This is a genomic window from Streptomyces sp. NPDC057249 (assembly GCF_042669245.1).
In the GTDB taxonomy this organism is placed as follows: Bacteria; Actinomycetota; Actinomycetes; order Streptomycetales; family Streptomycetaceae; genus Streptomyces.
On record NZ_JBHUXS010000014.1, the window covers coordinates 136,627 to 153,707 of the forward strand.

Genomic DNA, 17,081 nt, shown 5'->3' on the forward strand with positions numbered 1-17,081 from the left:
CACCCGAAGCCCGACGACTCCCCGTCAGACGGGACGACTCCCCGTCAGACCGGACGGCTCGCCGCCGGACCAGGCGGCTGCCCGTCCGACCTTCCGTCAGACCTGTCCTCAGCCGTGCCCGCGCCAGCGCAACGCACGGTTCGCGATCTCTCGCGCCCTCGCGCGCTCCTAGGTGGCTACTCCCATGTCCAAAACAGCTGACATACGACTCCCCGACCCCAGTCGCTGGAAGGCCCTGGCCTTCATCGCGCTGGCCCAGTTGATGGTGGTGCTCGACGCCACGATCGTGAACATCGCGCTGCCTCACGCCCAGACCGCGCTCGGCATCACCGACGCCAACAAGCAGTGGGTCATCACGGCCTACGCCCTCGCCTTCGGCGGGCTGCTGCTCTTCGGCGGGCGCATCGCCGACCTCTGGGGCCGCAAGCGCACCTTCGTCGTCGGCCTGATCGGCTTCGCGCTGGCCTCCGCGCTCGGTGGCGCGGCGCAGAACCAGGCCATGCTGTTCGGCTCCCGCGCCCTCCAGGGCGTCTTCGGCGCGCTGCTCGCGCCGGCCGCGCTCTCGCTGCTCGCGGTGATGTTCACCGACGCCAAGGAGCGAGCCAAGGCGTTCGGCATCTACGGGGCGATCGCCGGTGGCGGTGGCGCCGTCGGTCTGATCCTCGGCGGTTTCCTCACCCAGGCGCTGAACTGGCGCTGGACCTTCTTCGTCAACATCCCCTTCGCGATCGTCGCCGCCGCCGGTGCGTACTTCGTCATCCGCGAGCCCGCCGGCAGCCGCAACCGCTCGTCGCTCGACATCCCGGGCGTCGTCCTGTCCGCGCTGGGTCTGGTCTCGCTGGTGTACGGGTTCACCCGGGCCGAGTCCGCGGGCTGGTCGGACGCGCTGACCGTCGGTTCGTTCGTCGCCTCCGCCGTGCTGCTGCTGGCCTTCGTCCTGACCGAGGCCAAGGTCAAGTCGCCGCTGCTTCCGCTGCGCGTCGTGATGGACCGCAACCGCGGCGGCGTCTACCTCTCGCTGGGCCTGGCGATCATCGCGATGTTCGGCCTGTTCCTCTTCCTGACGTACTACCTCCAGGTCGTCAAGGGCTACTCGCCGATCAAGACCGGCTTCGCCTTCCTGCCCATGATCGCGGGCATGATCACCGGCTCCACGCAGATCGGCGCCCGGCTGATGACCCGGGTCCCGGCCCGTACGCTGATGGGCCCCGGCTTCCTGACCGCCGCCGTCGGCATGCTGCTGCTCACCCAGCTGAGCATCGACTCCTCGTACGCGGCGGTCATCCTGCCGGGCCAGCTGCTGCTGGGTCTGGGCATGGGTACGGCGTTCATGCCGGCGATGTCGCTGGCGACGCACGGGGTCGAGGCGCGTGACGCGGGTGTCGCCTCGGCGATGGTCAACACCTCGCAGCAGGTCGGCGGTGCGATCGGCACGGCCCTGCTGAACACGATCGCCGCCTCGGCCGCCACGGCGTACGCCACCTCGCACGCCGCGCTCGGCGCCGAGAACCCCGAGCTGCTGAAGCTCCAGTCGATGGTGCACGGCTTCACCGGTGCCATCTGGTGGGCCGTCGGCATCCTGGTGGTGGCCGCCGCGATCGCGCTGACCTTCGTCAACGCCGGCCGTCCGGTCCCGGCGGGGACCTCCGGAGGCTCCGCTTCCGGTGACGCGGAGGGCGTCGAGGACGAGATCAGGGTCCCGGTCGTCGCCCACTGACCCGGCCGCCCGCGCGGATACGTTCCACGCCGGCCCTCATACGTTTCTGCCCCGGCCCCTCGTACGGAGGGACCGGGGCGGACGTGCGTGACGGAGGGACCGGGGCAGAAGTGCGTGACGGCGGGGCTCAGCGCAGCCAGGGCAGGTCGGCATCAGCGCCTTCCGGCTGGAGTCCGGCCGCGAGGATCTTCATGATCTCGCCCAGCGAGCGCACCTGCTCGGGCGTGAGGCGGTCGAACATCGCCTGGCGGACGGCCTTCACATGGCCGGGCGCGGAGCGGCGCAGCATCGCGTGGCCCTCGTCGGTGAGGACGGCGTTCTGGCCGCGCTTGTCGGAGGGGCAGTCCTCGCGGCGCACCCAGCCGTTCTTCTCCAGCCGGGCGACCGCGTGGGAGAGGCGGGAGCGGGTGATCTTGGCGTTCCGGGCCAGTTCGGTCATCCGCAGCCGGTGGCGGGGCGCCTGAGAGAGCTGGACCAGCAGGCCGTAGTAGATGTGTGGCATGCCGGCATCGGCCTGCAACTGGCGGTCGAGGTGATCCTCCAGGAGCGTGGTGGCGTGCAGATAGGCACGCCAGACGCACTGTTCTTCGTCGGTGAGCCAGAGCGGCGCACCGGTTGATGCCGTGGTCATGTACTCCACTGTACGACCTTTTCTTGAAAGTTGAACTAGATAGGGCTAAGGTCTCTCAAGGTAGGAGCTTGAAGATTAAAGAATCCTTCCTGTCGAAGCCCGTCGAAGCCCTCTACAGAAGAATTACCTTGAGTAGCCGCAGTTGGGGAGTGTCATGACAATCACCGCGGAGCGCATGCCCGCCCTCTACCTCTCCCACGGCGCCCCGCCGCTCGCCGACGACCCCGTCTGGCCCGGCGAGCTGGCCGCCTGGTCGGCGGAGCTGCCCCGCCCCACCGCGATCCTGATGGTGTCCGCGCACTGGGAGGAGGCCCCGCTCGCGCTCGGCGCCACCGAGACGCTTCCGCTGGTGTACGACTTCTGGGGCTTCCCCGAGCACTACTACCGGGTGCGGTACGCCGCCCCCGGAGCCCCGCGCCTCGCCGAGAGCGTCCGCAAACTGCTGCGCGGCGCCGGTACGCCGGTCCAGGACATCCCGGACCGCGGCCTCGACCACGGCGCGTACGTCCCGCTGGTCGAGATGTTCCCGGACGCCGACATCCCGGTGCTCCAGATCTCCCTGCCGACGCTCGACCCGCAGAAGCTGATGGACATCGGACGCAAGCTAGCACCGCTGCGCGACGAGGGCGTCCTGATCATCGGCAGCGGCTTCTTCACCCACAACCTCGCCGCCCTGCGCCACACCGGCGGCGGCGTCCCCGGCTGGTCGGCGGAGTTCGACGACTGGGGCAACCGCGCACTCCAGGCGCAGGACGTCGACGCGCTCCTGGACTTCGAGCACAAGTCACCGGCGGGCCGCCTGGCCCACCCGCGCACCGAGCACTTCGCCCCCCTCTTCGTCACCCTCGGCGCCGCCGAGCAGGAACTCGGCCAGGGGCGCAGCGTGATCGACGGCTTCTGGATGGGGCTGGCGAAGCGCTCGGTGCAGTACGGATAACGGACAGCAGCAGTCAGAGCGCCGGAGGGTTCAGCTCCACCGAGCGCAGCGCCGCCGCCAGGGCCGGCGCGCCGCCCACGTCCAGCGCGGTGTCCACGAACTTGATGGTGTGGTCGTCGCCGTGCGCGGCCGCCCGCGCGAACACCTCCTCGGCCGTGAGCGACGCCCCGTACCCGGCCGGGAGCACGGCGGCCTCGGCGGGGGAGTACGCGGCGGTCACCGCCGCACTCGCCGCCCACGCGGCCCCCACGCTCGGCGCCCACAGCGCCCGCGGCAGCGCCGGCAGCGTCCGCAGTACCGCGTTGGGCGCGGTCGCCGCGTGCACCAGCATCACCGGCGCCCCGTGCCCGTACCGCGCATAGCGGTGAACGGCGGCCTCCACCAGCTCCGCCAGCCCGGCGCGCGCCTCGTCCGCCCCGGCCGGGACCGCGCCCCGCCACTGCGGGAACGCCGTGATCTGGGCCAGCCGGGCCAGGATGCCGCCGGTCTGGTCGGGCACCCGGGGCACGGCGTCCAGCGCGGCGCCGGCGGTCCGGACCGGGGCGAGCGGGGCCGGCGGGGGCAGCGGCTGGTGGCGGGCCGCCCAGTAGCCGAGCGCGTGGGCCAGCTCCCGGACGCGGGGACCGCTCTCCTCGGCCGTCAGCAGGGTGCGCACACTGTGGCCGACCCGGATCACCGGGTGCGTGGCACCGCCCGCGATGCCCGGGAGCAGCCGGGGCCACCACTCGGCGAGCACGTCGCGCCAGGGGCGGCCGGCGGTCTCCCGCTCGAAGTACGCCGCCCAGTCGGCGATGCGGCGCGGGTCGCCCAGGGCCTCCTGCCAGTTCGCCGGAGTGACCTCGGCGAAACGGTCCGGCATGTCCTCCAGCTTCGCCCGGTAGTAGTCGAGCCAGCGGTGCACGGCGGCCGCCTGGCCGTTGCGGACCAGGGCCTCCACCGCCATCGGCGCGTGGTTGGACAGCCAGCCGTCGCGCTCGGGGCCGGAGGAGTGCAGCCGCTCCAGGGCCTCGTCGAGCGTCCCGGAGGTGTCGGGGTCGGTGTGGTGCGTCGTCTCGTCCATGACATCGACGCTATGCACTCGGTGCGCGCCCGGTAACGGGCCGCGGTCCCAAGATCCCGGGCATGGGGCCTAGGACTCCCGACCGGGGGCCGACGGGCGGGGGCGGCGTGCGGGGGCCGGCGGGCCGGCGGGCCGGCACCGGGGCGGAGGTCCGGGCAACCGGCGACCCGTACCCGGCGTCTTCCGGGGTACGGGGGGTGTCGGAGGGCCCCGAAGCGACCTGGGTACCCGGCCTGACCAGCACGGACGTACCTGGTTGCGGCATGCGCCCGCCCCGGTGGCCGGACAGGGTACTGCATGATCGCGAAATTGAACGCCAGGCATGGGAATTCTGTCCGGATTCCAGTCGTTGTTTCCATCGGATGCAGGGCACCCGAGAGGGTGTCGCGACCTACTCAGCAAGGGAGCACGCATGGCAACCCGTGCCGTCGCCCGTCGTTCGTCCGCCACCGGCGGGACCAACCGGGCGAGCAGTGTTCGCGCCGTGGGCGGAGAGATCGCCGATCGCGACCTGGTCGGCATGTACCTGGACGAGATAGCGCGTACGCCGCTGCTCGACGCCGCCAAGGAAGTCGATCTCTCACAGGCGGTCGAGGCCGGTGTCTACGCACGCCAGATCCTCGACGGCGAGGTGGAGAGCGACGCGGGCGGCGCCTCGCGCGAGGAGCTGGAGGCGCTGGTCGCCGAGGGCGAGCGTGCCAAGGACGTCTTCATCCGCTCCAACCTCCGCCTCGTGGTCGCCGTCGCCCGCCGCTACCCGCGCGCCGGGCTCCCCCTGCTCGACCTGATCCAGGAGGGCAACGCGGGCCTGGTGCGCGCGGTCGAGAAGTTCGACTACGCGAAGGGCTTCAAGTTCTCCACGTACGCCACGTGGTGGATTCGCCAGGCCATCACGCGCTCCATAGCGGACCAGTCGCGCACGATCCGCCTCCCCGTCCACCTGGTGGAGGAGCTGGGCCGCATCCGCCGGGTGCAGCGCGAGTTCAACCGGGAGAACGGCCGCGACCCGGAGCACGCCGAGATCGCCGCCGAGCTGGGCTCCACCCCGGAGCGCGTCGGTGACGTCCTGGACTGGGCCCGCGACCCGGTCAGCCTCAACATGTCCGTGGACGACGAGGGCGACACGCAGTTCGGCGACCTCCTGGAGGACACCTCCGCCATCTCGCCCGAGCAGTCCGTGCTCACACTGCTGCGCAGCGAGGAGCTGGAGGAGCTGATCGGCAAGCTGGACAACCGCACCGCGTCGATCATCCGCATGCGGTACGGCATCGAGGACGGCCGCGAGCGCACGCTCACCGAGGTCGGCAAGCAGCACGGCCTCACCCGCGAGCGCATCCGCCAGATCGAGAAGCACGCACTGCTCGAATTGAAGCGAATGGCTCACGACACGGGCTTTGACGCTGCGGCCTGAGCCCGAGTCCAGTAACCTCCGAATTGGGCCGCTTCACCCGGCCCCCCGAAGCTGAGTCCCGGCGCCCACCCCCCCTGGCGCCGGGGCTCATTCCTTTACGCGCGGCCCCTCACGCCCCGCCCGGCCCCCCGCCGGACCCCGCGCGGCTGAGCCGGCCGCCCAGATCCGCCACGTACGCGACCAGCTGCGGCGGCCGGTGCACGGTGAACTCGCAGTCCACCATCGCCAGCCGCACCGCCACCCATTCCAGCTGGTCCCGCAGTACGCTCCGCAGTCGGCAACCGCCCTCGCCCTCCGGTTCCAGCGGGCCCATCCGGCCGTGCAGCCGCGACGCGACGAACTCCGGCGGCGCCGCGAAGCTCACCTCCACCTCGATCTCGGGCTGGCGGCGCGCTATCGAACTGGACAGGAACTCCGCCGCGTCCCCCTCCGGCAGCTCCCGCGGAGCGAACCGGGCCCCGGTAGCGAACGGCTCGCTGACCCGGTCCACCCGGAAGGTGCGCCACGCCTCGCGCCCCAGGTCGTACGCCACCAGATACCAGCGCCAGCCGGTGCTCACCAGCCGGTACGGCTCGACCTGGCGCCGCGACTCGGCACCGTCGCCCGCCCGGTACGCGAAGCGCAGCCGCTCCCGGCCGGTGACCGCCGAGGCCATCACGGTCAGGGTCTGCGGGTCGATGGTCGAGCCGTCGCCCCGGGCCAGCGGGACCGTCGCGTTCTGGAGGGTGGAGACCCGGTGGCGCAGCCGGGACGGCAGCACCTGCTCCAGCTTGGCCAGCGCCCGTACGGACGCCTCGTCCACGCCCTCGATGGCATGGCCGGCGCCGGCCCGCAGCCCCACCGCGATGGCGACCGCCTCTTCGTCGTCCAGCAGCAGCGGCGGCATGGCGGTGCCCGCCACGAGCCGGTAGCCGCCCACCGAACCGCGCGAAGCCTCCACCGGATAGCCGAGGTCGCGCAGGCGGTCGATGTCACGGCGGATCGTGCGCGGGCTGACGGCCAGCCGCTCGGCGAGCTCGCTGCCCGGCCACTCGCGCGGTGTCTGGAGCAGTGACAGCAGATTCAGCAGTCGTGCCGGGGTATCGGTCATGCCTCCAGGATGCGCGCTCAATGGGTCACGACCTGTCCTATTGGCTGTTTAGGTTCTTCCCATGACTTCCTCCGCACCACTGCCGTCTCCGGCGGCTCCTTCCGACCGCCGCCGGTGGTTCGCCCTGGCCATCGTGATGACCGCGGCCTTCATGGACCTGGTCGACGTCACGATCGTCAACATCGCCATCCCCAGCATCGAGCGGGACACCGGCGCCTCGTTCAGCTCGATCCAGTGGATCGTCGCCGGATACGCCCTGGCCTTCGCCGCCGGACTCATCACCGGCGGCCGGCTCGGTGACATCTACGGCCGCAAGCGGCTCTTCCTCATCGGCATAGGAGGCTTCACCCTGGCCTCCGCGCTCTGCGGATTCGCCGCCAACCCGGAGATGCTCGTCGCCTCCCGCTTCCTCCAGGGCGCGACGGCGGCCCTGATGGTGCCGCAGGTGCTCTCGATCGTCCACGCCACCTTCCCCGCCCACGAGCGCGGCAAGGTCTTCGGCCTCTTCGGTGCGATCGTCGGCCTGGGCGCGGTCTCCGGGCCGCTGCTGGGCGCACTCCTGACCGAGTGGAACATCGCCGGCCTCGAATGGCGCCCGATCTTCCTGATCAACCTGCCCGTCGGCATCCTCGGCCTGGTGCTGGGCAGCAAGTTCATCACCGAGTCCAAGTCGCCCCGGGCCCTGCGCCTCGACCTGGTCGGCGTCATGCTCGTCACGCTCGGCATGCTGATGCTCATCTACCCGCTGACCCGCGGCCGCGAGCTGGGCTGGCCGCTGTGGGGCCACCTGTCGATGGCGGGGAGCGTCCTCGTCTTCCTCGTCCTCGTGCTGTTCGAGCGCGCCAAGGCCGGCCGGGACGGATCGCCGCTGATCGAGCTGTCGCTGTTCCGGGTCCGGAGCTTCGCCGCCGGGATCGCCGTACAGCTGACCTTCGGCGTCGGCCTCGGCATCTTCTTCCTGGTCTGGACCCTGTACATGCAGATGGGCCTCGGCTGGAGCGCGCTGCGGGCCGGCCTGACCGGAGTCCCGTTCTCCGTCTCCGTCTCGGTCGCCGCCGGCCTCTCCGTACAGAAGCTCGTGCCCCGCTTCGGCCGCAAGGTCCTCCAGACGGGCGCACTCCTCATGGCGGCCGGACTGCTGCTCTACATCTGGGAGTCGCACCACTACGGCATGGGCATCACGTCCTGGCAGATGGCGCTGCCTCTCGTCGTGATGGGCGTCGGCATGGGCCTGATCGTCGCGCCGCTGGCCGACGCGGTGCTGTCCGAGGTGCCGAAGGAGCACTCCGGTTCCGCCTCCGGCCTCTTCAACACCGTGCAGCAGATGGGCAACGCGCTCGGCCTCGGGCTCGTCTCCGTCGTCTTCTACGGGGCGATCGGCGACCGGCTCACCCCGGAGCAGGTCGGCCCGGCCTTCGCGGACGCCTTCGAGCAGTCGCTGTGGTGGGTGGCCGGTGTGCTGGTCCTGATCTTCGTGGTGATGTTCGCCCTGCCGGCCAGGCCGAAGCAGCACGTCGAGGGCGCGGCGGAGGACGAGCCCGCCGCCACGGAGCCCGCCAAGGAGCCGGTGCTCACGCACTGATCCGACGGCGTACGCGGCAGGGTCACCGGTGCCCGCGCCCCCCGGGGGACGCGGGCACCGCCATGCGGTGGGGCGGGTCAGCAGATGCGCGTACGCGCCTCCATCGCGCAGCGCGCCGTCTCCTCGTCCCCGTACACCTCGCACATGTGACGGCCGTCCGGGGTCGCCGTGTGCTCGACCTCCCACAGGCTCGTCTCGCTGCCGTCGAGGAGCAGGAACGCGTGCTCGTACAGCGTGAAGCCGGCGTCCCGGCCCTCCACCCGGCACTGGCGGCCGAACACCTGCGTGATGTGGTGCGCGAAGGCGGCCCGAAGCAGCCGGGCGGTCTCCTCGCCGGGCACGTCGCCGTTCTCCGCGCGGCGCAGCACGCGGCGGGCGTGGTCCGCGGAGTTGTCCGGCGCGTACATCCGGGGGAGCGGGGCCGGGGGAGCGGCCAGCAGCGCCGACATGAGCTCCAGGTCGGCCTGGGCCCCCTGCTCGTCCCCGAAGTCGGGAACGTCCCACAGGCCGCCGGTCAGCCGGGCGGCGGCGATGTGGGCGTCGGCCTCGTCGTCGTACAGCTCGTGCTGCCGGGTGTCGGGATGACCGTCCCCGCGCGGACCGCTGTGCACCAGCTCCCACAGGGTCAGCGCGGAGCCGTCGCTCAGCAGATACGCGTGGCGGTAGGTCTCGCGGTGCAGGGTGGCACTGTGGTGCGAGGAGTACAGGGAACTGCTGTGGGCCAGCGCGCAGCCCAGCCGCTCCACCGTGCTGTCGGGGAGGTCGAACGAATTGAGAGCCCGACGCAGGATTCGCTCGAGGTGCTGCTCGGTCGTCTCGTACGGATCGCTCAAGGTGCTGTCTCCAGGCCGTCGCCGCGTGTGACATGGTGCGTGCATAACGTAGCCCCTGGGGCTGACATCGGGACCGGGGTTCAGAAAAACGCACGGGGCGCACGGAAGGTTCCGCACCCACGGGCCGGACTTCCGTACGCGGGTCGGGTTTCCGCGCGCGGGCCGGACTTCATGACGCGCGCGGCCCGGGCTTCATGACGCGGGCGGCGGGCCGTAGAGGTCCCCGTACGACGGGAAGGTGCCTCCGCCGTCGTGGCCCCGGACGCCCTCCGCCCCCCGGACCGCCTTCACGATGGCCCGCGCCACCGCCTCCGCACCCGCCGCGAGCAGCGGGTTGAACGCGGCGGGGTCCCCGGCGTCCAGGTCCCGCCGACCGGTGGCGAGCGCGAACACGGTGTCCCCGTCGGTCATCAGGTGCACGGGCCGGATGGCGCGCGCCAGACCGTCGTGGGCGGTGCCCGCCAGCTTCTGCGCCTGCGCACGGGTGAGCCCGGCGTCGGTCGCGACGACGGCGAGCGTGGTGTTGAGCGGGGGGCGCGCAGCGGTGCCGCGCGCGTGCGCCAGGCGCCGTCGCGCCGCCTCGTGGACGTCGGCCGGCGGGGCGACGGCCGGCTCTTCGCCGCCGTACTCCCCGAACAGCACCCCCGTACGAGGATCGAGCACCGAGCCCGCCGCGTTGACCACGACGAGCGCGCCGACGGTGAGCCCGGACGGCAGGAGGACGCTCGCGGTCCCCACCCCGCCCTTGAGCTGCCCGGCGACCGCTCCGGTGCCCGCGCCGACGCACCCCTCGGCGACCGGCGCGCCCTCCTCGGTCCGGGCGGCGTCCTCCACGGCCGCCCGGCCGGTCGCCGCGTCCGGCCTGGCCCGCCAGTCACCGCCCCGCCCCAGGTCGAACACGCACGCCGCCGGGACCACGGGGACCACCTGGGCCGGATCGGCGCCCACCCGGACCCCGCGCCCCCGCTCCTCCAGCCAGGCCATCACCCCGGACGCCGCGTCGAGCCCGTACGCGCTGCCGCCGGTGAGCACGACCGCGTCGATGCGCTGGACCAGGTTGCGCGGATCGAGCGCGTCCGTCTCCCGCGTCCCCGGCCCGCCCCCGCGCACATCGACGGCGGCGACCACCCCGCCCTCGGGGGCGAGCACCACGGTGGTCCCGGTGAGGGCGCCCTTCCCGGGGACCTGGGCATGGCCGACGCGCAGCCCGTGCACATCGGTGAGGGAGTCCTGACGGGGCATCCGGTGCTCCTTCGCGGGGCGGGAGTGGAGGGTGAGCGGTCGTCAAGGTACCGCCGAAGGCCCTGCGCGCCCGGGGAGGGGCTCCCCCCCCCGCCCCCCGCCCCACCCCTCCCACCCACCCGCCTCCACCCACCACCCCGACCCCGCGACTCGCCCACCCCGCTGGCCCACAAAACAGGACCAACCACCCCACACCGCCCTACCGTGGCACCGTGACAGAGCTACCTGAAGCCGCAGGCGCAGCCGCGCAGCCCGTCCCCGGGGGCCGTACCGGAGTCGTCGACGGGGCCGGTGGCGCGCCGGCGCCGGGCGGGTCCGGGCGGGCCGGCGGGCTCGTTCCCAGGTCCGTCACCGCGCGGGCGACCGCGGCCGGCGTCATCGTCTCCCTTCTGCTCGTCGTGGCCATCGTGCTCGGCAGCCGGTTCCTGGAGCACTTCGACTCCGCGCTGCTGCCGTACGCCGTGGCCACGGTGTTCCTGGCGTTCGGCGTCGCGTACCGGTACACCGTGTGGGTCTCCGCCCCCGGCGCCATGCGGCTGTTCAAGAAGGGCTGGGGGAGCCTGTTCTCCGTGGCCAACTTCCGCCGCGCGCCCACCGCGCTGCCGAAGATGATCGCCACCTACCTCGGCTTCCAGAAGTTCCTCGGCGCCCGCTCGCACGCCCGCTGGGCCGCCCACCAGCTGATCTTCTGGGGCTGCGTCCTCGCCGCGCTGATCACCTTCCCGCTGACCTGGGGCTGGTTCACCTTCACCTCGGGCACCGGCTCCGGACCCGGCTACGAGATGCGTATCTGGGGCTTCAAGATCATCGGGTTCGACTCCCTCGACTTCCTCGGCTGGCTGATGTTCCACGGCCTGGACATCGCCGCCGTCCTCGTCATTCCCGGCGCCTCCTACTTCCTGTGGCGGCGGATGAAGGACCGGGCGGCCGTCACGGGCCAGCGGTTCGCCTACGACCTGGTGCCGCTGATCGCGCTCATCGTCATCTCCGTGACCGGGCTGCTGCTCACGTTCTCCTCGATCTTCCTGCACGGCGGCGGCTACGAGTTCCTGGCGATCCTCCACATGGTCGCGGTGGTCTTCACCCTCATCTACATCCCGTTCGGGAAGTTCTTCCACATCGTCCAGCGCCCCGCCGCCGTCGGCATGCAGCTGTTCAAGTACACCGGCCGGCAGGACGAAGAGGTCTTCGCCTGCCGCCGCTGCGAGGAACCCATCGACACCACCCCGTACGTCGACAACCTCCGCGGCACCATGCGCGATCTCAGCCTCGGTTTCGACGAGTGGGCCGAATACTGCCCGCGCTGCAAACGGGTGCTGCGAGGCAGCGCCTATCTCTCCCAGGTGAAGAAGGGCTTCAATTGACCGCGGACTCGCGAACGCCCGAACCGCATGCGGTCGTTCCCATCGATCCCTCCCTCGCCCCGCCCGGCACCCGCGCCTTCCGCGACGCGGGCGGCATCCCCGCCGACCGTTGGCACGCAGATCAGAACGGCGAGACCCTCGTCCCCACCCACTGCTGCTTCTGCGGCGTCCAGTGCGGCATGTATCTGCGCGTCGACCGCGGCGGCAAGGTCTTCGGCGTCGAACCCCGCAACCACGACATCAACCGCATGCGCCTGTGCCCCAAGGGCATCAACGCCTACCAGCAGATCAACCACCCCGACCGGCTCACCGCCCCTCTCATGCGCCGCTCCCGCGACGAGGACTTCCGCGAGGTCTCCTGGGACGAGGCGCTCGACTTCACCGTCGCCGAGATCCGGCGCATCCAGCAGGCGTACGGGAACGACGCCTTCGGGCTGCTCGGCGGAGCGAGCCTGTTCTCCGAGAAGACCTACCTGGTCGGCAAGTTCGCCCGGGTCGCCCTCAAGACCCGGCACGTCGACTACAACGGCCGGCTCTGCATGGTCAGTGCGGCCGGCGCCAACAAACTCGCCTTCAACATCGACCGGGCCGGCAACCCCTTCTCCGACATCCTCCTCACCGACTGCCTGCTCATCGCCGGCTCCAACGTCGGCGAGTGCTTCCCCGTCATGACCCAGTACGTGTGGGGCGCCCGGGACCGGGGCGCCAGCCTCATCGTGGTGGACCCCCGCGAGACGGCCATCGCCCGGACCGCCGACATCCACGTCGCCCTCAAACCCGGCACCGACTCGGCGTTCTTCAACTCCGTGCTGAACGTCGTCATCGAGGAGGGCCTCACCGACGAGGCATACCTCGCCGCCCACGCCACCGGCTGGGAGGAGGTCAAGGCCAAGGCCGCCGAGTACCCGCCGTCCCGCGCCGCCGGGATCTGCGGCATCCCCGCCGAACAGATCGTCCAGGTCGCCCGCACCTTCGCCCGCGCCCCCAAAGCCATGGCCTGGCACGCCCGGGGCATCGAACACCACTCCCAGGGCGTCGAGAACTGCCTCACCGTGATCAACCTCTGCACCGCCACCGGACACATCGGCAAGCCCGGTGCCGGCTACGGCACCATCACCGGCCAGGGCAACGGACAGGGCGGCCGGGAGCACGGTCAGAAGTCCGACCTCCTCCCCGGCGGACGCTCCATCAACAACGCGGAGCACCGCCGGCAGATCTGCGAGATCTGGGGCATCGAGGAGTCCGAACTCCCGCCCGCCGGAACCTCGATGATGGAAATGGTCTGGCAGATGCAGCGCCGCGAGATCCGCGGCCTGATCGGCATCTGCAACAACCCCTTCGTCTCCCTCCCCAACTACAAGGTGGTCAAGGAGGGGTACGACGCCACAGAGTTCCACGCCCAATTCGACTTCTTCCTTTCCGAGACCGCCGCCAACGCGCACGTCGTCTTCCCCGTCACCACCTGGGCCGAGGACGACGGCGTCATGGCCAACGCCGAGGCCCGGGTGGTCAAGCACAACAAGGCCCAGGACCCGCCCCCCGGGGTCCGCACGGACACCTGGGTCATGTGTGAACTCGCCCGCCGGCTCGGCGCCGGCGACAAGTTCGCCTTCGACAACTCGCGCCAGGTCTTCGACGAGCTGCGCATCGCCTCCGCCGGCACCGTCAACGACTACTACGGCATCACCTACGAACGGCTGGAGGAGACCGGCGGCATCTCCTGGCCCTGTCCGTCCACCGACCACCCCGGAACCCCCCGGCTCTTCGAGGACGGCAAGACCTACCACCCCGACGGCAAGATCCACCTCCAAGTGGTCGAGTGGCACCCGCCGATGGACCCGTACGACGACGAGCACCCCATGACGCTCACCACCGGACGCACCGTCGCCCACTTCCTCTCCGGCAACCAGACCCGCAGGCTGGGCGGCCTGGTCGAACAGACCCCCCGCCCCTGGGCAGAGGTCCACCCCTCCCACGGCTTCCGCAACGGCGAACCGGTCCGCGTCGTCACCCGGCGCGGCAGCGAGGTCTTCCCCGCCCTCGTCACCGAGGCGATCCGCCCCGACACCGTCTTCATCCCGTACCACTGGCCGGTCCCCACCGCCGCCAACGCGCTCACCATCGACGCCCTCGACCCCCGCTCCAAGATCCCCGAGTACAAGGTGTGCGCCTGCCGCATCGAGCACGCCGAGCGGATCGACGAGGTCCCCGCGCCCCCGGTCGCCCCCGGACACGTCGCCTATCCGGAGGCCCAGGTCTCCCGCACCGACCCGCTGCCGCCCACGTCCCCGCAGGGCCGCGGCACCTCGGAGAGGAGCTGATGCCCGCATGATGGGCCGAACGATCTTCATCGACCCGGGCCGCTGCATCGGCTGCCAGGCGTGCGTCTCCGCCTGCCGCGAATGCGACTCGCACCGCGGTAAGTCCATGATCCACCTCGACTACACCGACGAGGGCCGGTCCGTCGCCTCCCTCCCCACCGTCTGCATGCACTGCGAGGACCCCGTCGCCCCGTGCGCCGAGGTGTGCCCCGCCGACGCGATCCTGGTGACCGCCGACGGCGTCGTGCAGCAGGCCGACACCACCCGCTGCATCGGCTGCGCCAACTGCGTCAACGCCTGCCCCTTCGGCGTACCGAAGATCGACCTCCAGGCGAAGCTGCAGATGAAGTGCAACCTCTGCTACGACCGCACCGCCTACGGCCTCGCCCCCATGTGCGCCACCGTCTGCCCGACCGGAGCGCTCTTCTACGGCACGGCCGAGGAACTCCAGGCCGAACGCCCCGGTGTCCAGGTCGCCGACTCCTTCGTCTTCGGCGAGAGCGAGGTCCGCACCGGCGTCGCGATGGTCGTGCCCGCCGACCGGGTCCAATGGCCGGTCCCCGGCGGCCTGCCCGTCGTGGAGATCAACGGGAAGGACGTCCGACGGTGACCGAGACCGACTACCCGCCCCCCGGCGACCCGAAGCAGCCCCCGCCCCGCGACTCCGGCAGCACGTCCCCGGCCGCCCCCGGACAGCCGGGCTCCGGCGACCCCCGCGAGGCCCTGCACGACCGGATCGCCGCCGACGCCCTCACCACCCGGCGCGACTACCTGCGCATCGTCGCCACCGTGTCCGGCGGGCTCGCCATCGGCGGCCTCGGAGTCGCCGGCGGCATCCTGCCCCGCCACGGCGACCCCGACGACGGCAAGGCCCCGGCCCCCAAGAAGATCGCCGCCCAACTCCTCCCCGGCGAGTCCATCGCCTTCGACTACCCCGACGAGGAGGATCGCGCGGTCGCCGTCCGGCTCAACGACGGCACCCTCGTCGGCTACTCCGCCATCTGCACCCACCTCGCCTGCGGCGTGCTCTGGCGCAAGGACCGGGGCACCGAGGGCGAGCTGTACTGCCCCTGCCACGAAGGCGTCTTCGACGCCCGCAGCGGCGAGGTCACCGCCGGACCGCCGCCCCGCGGGCTCCCCAAGGTCGTGCTCACCGAGGAGACCGACGGCAGCATCTGGGCCGTCGGCACCACCCGCTCCGGCGAGAGCATCGAGCACGGGCTGTGCCGCCAGTTCGGCGAGGAACGCCCCGACCTGGCCTCCCGCCTCGGCTGCCCCGGCGTCCGCGACGGCGCGGAGGCACCCGCCGCCCCCGGCGGAACCGCCCGCACGGTGGCCCCCGGACCGGTCGCCCCCGGCCCGTCCCGTGCACGTACCGGAGCCGGCGCGGCCGACACCACCGGGAGCCCGTCATGAGCGACGACCACCGGCCCCCCGGAGCCCCGGGCCCGCAGCCCGCGCCCGACCCGCAGACCCCCGGGCCCCCGCAGCACCCCGGCCCGCACTACCCCGCCTACCACCCCGGCAGCGCGCGGCCCGAGCTCAACCGGCCCGTCCACGAGCGCTACCCGCAGATCCGGCCCACCAGCGGCTACGGCGACCCCCGCGTCCGCCACACCGGGCCCGGACCCGGTGCCGGCACCGACCAGGAACCCGAGCGGTCCGCCAAGCTCACCGCCCGCCTCGTGCTGGCCATGTCCGTCGTCATCGGGCAGCTGTGGGGCCTGACGGTCATCGTGGACGAGTGGATGGAGGGCAACTCCGGCACCGCGTGGTGGGGCGCCGGCTTCCTCTGTCTGTCGTTCCTCGTCGTCCTCGGGCTCTGGCTGCTCGACCCCAAGGACCGCTGACCGGCCGACCGGGGCGGGAGCCGCCGTCCGGGCCGGCCCGTACCCTGGAGGTATGAGTACCGCCCCCGCCCCCGGATCGCGCGACCCGGAGCCCACCATGCCGGACCGGCCCAGGCCCAGGCCCAGGCCGGCGCTGGTCTTCGACGATCCGCTGGACCAGCAGTCCGCGGACGACACGGACCAGGGGTGGGGCGAGCGGGCTTCCTTCGGCAACAGCGCCGCGGATCTGGCCCGCTTCCTCGACGAGAAGCCCCCGCACCACATCTGACGCCACGCCCCGCGCGGGGCGATGAGCCGGCGCCGCCCCGACCGGGCCGCACGCCTCAGCACAGGACCACCGCGAATCCGCCGGAGATCCCCGCCCCGGCCAGACCGGCCGCCGTGGCCCTGGGCACCGCGAGCACGATCAGCGCCCCCTCGCCCGACGGGCCCCCGGCGTCCGCCCGCGGCACCCGCTCCACGCGCGCACCCCTGGCCACCACCCGGGCCTCCGCCGCCCCGGGACCTGCCGACGCGACGACGTCCACCCGGTCGCCCGGCCGCAGCAGCCGCACGGTCTCCGCGTCCGCGATCCGCACCGGCGCCGAGACCAGGCGTACCGGAGGTGAGGCCCGCTCCCGGGACGCCGCCCGCGCCGTATCAGCGCCCTGCCCGCCGCCCCCGGCCAGCCCGGAGACGGCCAGCGCGGCCGCCGTCAGCGCCAGGCCCGCCGCCATCGACCGCCGCTGCCGCCACACCGCACGGCGCAGCCGCTGACCGGCGCCCCCGCGCACCCGCAGCGGCGGGAACGCGGGCACCCCGCACGGCGGCGGTGCGGGCAACGGCCCCGGCGGCGCGCCGGTGTACGGAGCGGCGGAAGCGGTCTGGGGGACGGAGTGGGAACCGGAGGAGCGCATCACGAACACCGCCTGCGTCAGGGGCCGATGGGTGGGGCCCGGGGGGGGGGCCCCCCCCCCCCCCGCCCCCCCGCCGCCCCCCCCCGCCCCCGCCCCCCCCCCCCCCCCCCGGCCCCCGGGGACCGCCCCCCCCAGTGGGCAAACACC

Annotated in this window: 16 protein-coding genes; 10 read left to right on the plus strand and 6 right to left on the minus strand. The window is 72.5% G+C overall.

All coding sequences use genetic code 11. From position 1 onward, the window contains the following. Positions 1-184: 184 nt before the first annotated feature. A complete protein-coding gene (locus ACFUJY_RS24965; RefSeq protein ID WP_383303509.1) occupies positions 185-1,717 on the plus strand; it encodes an MFS transporter in 1,533 nt (510 codons plus the stop codon). 127 nt (positions 1,718-1,844) lie between these two features. Here the strand turns inward: ACFUJY_RS24965 and ACFUJY_RS24970 are convergent, their stop codons facing one another. Continuing rightward, positions 1,845-2,357, minus strand: a complete 513-nt coding sequence (locus ACFUJY_RS24970; protein WP_383303511.1) for a MarR family winged helix-turn-helix transcriptional regulator — start codon at positions 2,355-2,357, stop codon at positions 1,845-1,847. A gap of 145 nt (positions 2,358-2,502) precedes the next feature. Between ACFUJY_RS24970 and ACFUJY_RS24975 the strand changes: the two genes are divergently transcribed. Then, on the plus strand, positions 2,503-3,285 hold the full coding sequence (locus tag ACFUJY_RS24975) for a dioxygenase (RefSeq protein ID WP_383303514.1): 783 nt from the start codon (positions 2,503-2,505) through the stop codon (positions 3,283-3,285). Between the two features lie 13 nt (positions 3,286-3,298). Here the strand turns inward: ACFUJY_RS24975 and ACFUJY_RS24980 are convergent, their stop codons facing one another. Continuing rightward, positions 3,299-4,345: a questin oxidase family protein gene (locus tag ACFUJY_RS24980; protein ID WP_383303518.1), complete on the minus strand. Its 1,047-nt coding sequence runs from the start codon at positions 4,343-4,345 to the stop codon at positions 3,299-3,301. 412 nt (positions 4,346-4,757) lie between these two features. On the opposite strand from ACFUJY_RS24980, the gene ACFUJY_RS24985 reads away from it, so the two are divergent. After that, on the plus strand, positions 4,758-5,756 hold the full coding sequence (locus tag ACFUJY_RS24985; RefSeq protein WP_383303520.1) for an RNA polymerase sigma factor RpoD/SigA: 999 nt from the start codon (positions 4,758-4,760) through the stop codon (positions 5,754-5,756). 109 nt (positions 5,757-5,865) lie between these two features. Here ACFUJY_RS24985 and ACFUJY_RS24990 read toward each other — a convergent pair whose 3' ends face one another. Then, positions 5,866-6,846, minus strand: coding sequence for a helix-turn-helix transcriptional regulator (locus ACFUJY_RS24990; protein WP_383303523.1), 981 nt, complete (start codon positions 6,844-6,846; stop codon positions 5,866-5,868). A 61-nt stretch (positions 6,847-6,907) separates the two neighbouring features. Here ACFUJY_RS24990 and ACFUJY_RS24995 point away from each other — a divergent pair, with 61 nt between their 5' ends. Further along, positions 6,908-8,428, plus strand: a complete 1,521-nt coding sequence (locus ACFUJY_RS24995; protein WP_383303525.1) for an MFS transporter — start codon at positions 6,908-6,910, stop codon at positions 8,426-8,428. A 77-nt stretch (positions 8,429-8,505) separates the two neighbouring features. On the opposite strand, the gene ACFUJY_RS25000 is transcribed toward ACFUJY_RS24995, so the two are convergent. Both ACFUJY_RS25000 and ACFUJY_RS25005 read right to left on the minus strand, forming a co-directional pair. Beyond that, positions 8,506-9,261 (minus strand): DUF6227 family protein, encoded by a 756-nt coding sequence (locus ACFUJY_RS25000; protein ID WP_383303527.1) that lies wholly within the window; start codon positions 9,259-9,261, stop codon positions 8,506-8,508. 192 nt (positions 9,262-9,453) lie between these two features. Continuing rightward, complete coding sequence (locus tag ACFUJY_RS25005; RefSeq protein WP_383303530.1) at positions 9,454-10,503, minus strand: P1 family peptidase; 1,050 nt, start codon at positions 10,501-10,503, stop codon at positions 9,454-9,456. Between the two features lie 212 nt (positions 10,504-10,715). On the opposite strand from ACFUJY_RS25005, the gene ACFUJY_RS25010 reads away from it, so the two are divergent. From ACFUJY_RS25010 to ACFUJY_RS25035, 6 genes are read left to right on the plus strand one after another with little or no spacing between them, the layout of a single operon-like run. Next, entirely contained in the window at positions 10,716-11,867 is a 1,152-nt protein-coding gene (locus tag ACFUJY_RS25010) for an MFS transporter (RefSeq protein ID WP_383303533.1), read from the plus strand. Then, positions 11,864-14,188 (plus strand): molybdopterin oxidoreductase family protein, encoded by a 2,325-nt coding sequence (locus tag ACFUJY_RS25015; protein ID WP_383303535.1) that lies wholly within the window; start codon positions 11,864-11,866, stop codon positions 14,186-14,188. Before ACFUJY_RS25010 ends, ACFUJY_RS25015 begins: the two co-directional genes overlap by 4 nt. A 7-nt stretch (positions 14,189-14,195) precedes the next feature. Further along, positions 14,196-14,798, plus strand: a complete 603-nt coding sequence (locus ACFUJY_RS25020) for a 4Fe-4S dicluster domain-containing protein (RefSeq protein ID WP_164402152.1) — start codon at positions 14,196-14,198, stop codon at positions 14,796-14,798. After that, positions 14,795-15,604 (plus strand): ubiquinol-cytochrome c reductase iron-sulfur subunit, encoded by an 810-nt coding sequence (locus ACFUJY_RS25025; RefSeq protein WP_383303539.1) that lies wholly within the window; start codon positions 14,795-14,797, stop codon positions 15,602-15,604. The genes ACFUJY_RS25020 and ACFUJY_RS25025 overlap by 4 nt, the downstream gene beginning before the upstream one ends. Next, a complete protein-coding gene (locus tag ACFUJY_RS25030) occupies positions 15,601-16,038 on the plus strand; it encodes a hypothetical protein (RefSeq protein WP_383303542.1) in 438 nt (145 codons plus the stop codon). The genes ACFUJY_RS25025 and ACFUJY_RS25030 overlap by 4 nt, the downstream gene beginning before the upstream one ends. 52 nt (positions 16,039-16,090) lie before the next feature. Continuing rightward, positions 16,091-16,306 (plus strand): hypothetical protein, encoded by a 216-nt coding sequence (locus ACFUJY_RS25035; RefSeq protein WP_383303544.1) that lies wholly within the window; start codon positions 16,091-16,093, stop codon positions 16,304-16,306. Positions 16,307-16,361: 55 nt separating this feature from the next. Here ACFUJY_RS25035 and ACFUJY_RS25040 read toward each other — a convergent pair whose 3' ends face one another. Next, positions 16,362-16,934, minus strand: coding sequence for a hypothetical protein (locus ACFUJY_RS25040; RefSeq protein WP_383303546.1), 573 nt, complete (start codon positions 16,932-16,934; stop codon positions 16,362-16,364). Positions 16,935-17,081: the final 147 nt, after the last annotated feature.

Excerpts from the sequence above, each read along its gene's own strand:
- ACFUJY_RS24965 (WP_383303509.1), top strand. The coding sequence starts at position 185 with ATGTCCAAAACAGCTGACATACGACTCCCCGACCCCAGTCGCTGGAAG.
- ACFUJY_RS24975 (WP_383303514.1), top strand. The coding sequence starts at position 2,503 with ATGACAATCACCGCGGAGCGCATGCCCGCCCTCTACCTCTCCCACGGC.
- ACFUJY_RS24980 (WP_383303518.1), bottom strand. The coding sequence starts at position 4,345 with ATGGACGAGACGACGCACCACACCGACCCCGACACCTCCGGGACGCTC.
- ACFUJY_RS24985 (WP_383303520.1), top strand. The coding sequence starts at position 4,758 with ATGGCAACCCGTGCCGTCGCCCGTCGTTCGTCCGCCACCGGCGGGACC.
- ACFUJY_RS24990 (WP_383303523.1), bottom strand. The coding sequence starts at position 6,846 with ATGACCGATACCCCGGCACGACTGCTGAATCTGCTGTCACTGCTCCAG.
- ACFUJY_RS24995 (WP_383303525.1), top strand. The coding sequence starts at position 6,908 with ATGACTTCCTCCGCACCACTGCCGTCTCCGGCGGCTCCTTCCGACCGC.
- ACFUJY_RS25005 (WP_383303530.1), bottom strand. The coding sequence starts at position 10,503 with ATGCCCCGTCAGGACTCCCTCACCGATGTGCACGGGCTGCGCGTCGGC.
- ACFUJY_RS25020 (WP_164402152.1), top strand. The coding sequence starts at position 14,196 with ATGATGGGCCGAACGATCTTCATCGACCCGGGCCGCTGCATCGGCTGC.
- ACFUJY_RS25030 (WP_383303542.1), top strand. The coding sequence starts at position 15,601 with ATGAGCGACGACCACCGGCCCCCCGGAGCCCCGGGCCCGCAGCCCGCG.
- ACFUJY_RS25035 (WP_383303544.1), top strand. The coding sequence starts at position 16,091 with ATGAGTACCGCCCCCGCCCCCGGATCGCGCGACCCGGAGCCCACCATG.
- ACFUJY_RS25040 (WP_383303546.1), bottom strand. The coding sequence starts at position 16,934 with ATGCGCTCCTCCGGTTCCCACTCCGTCCCCCAGACCGCTTCCGCCGCT.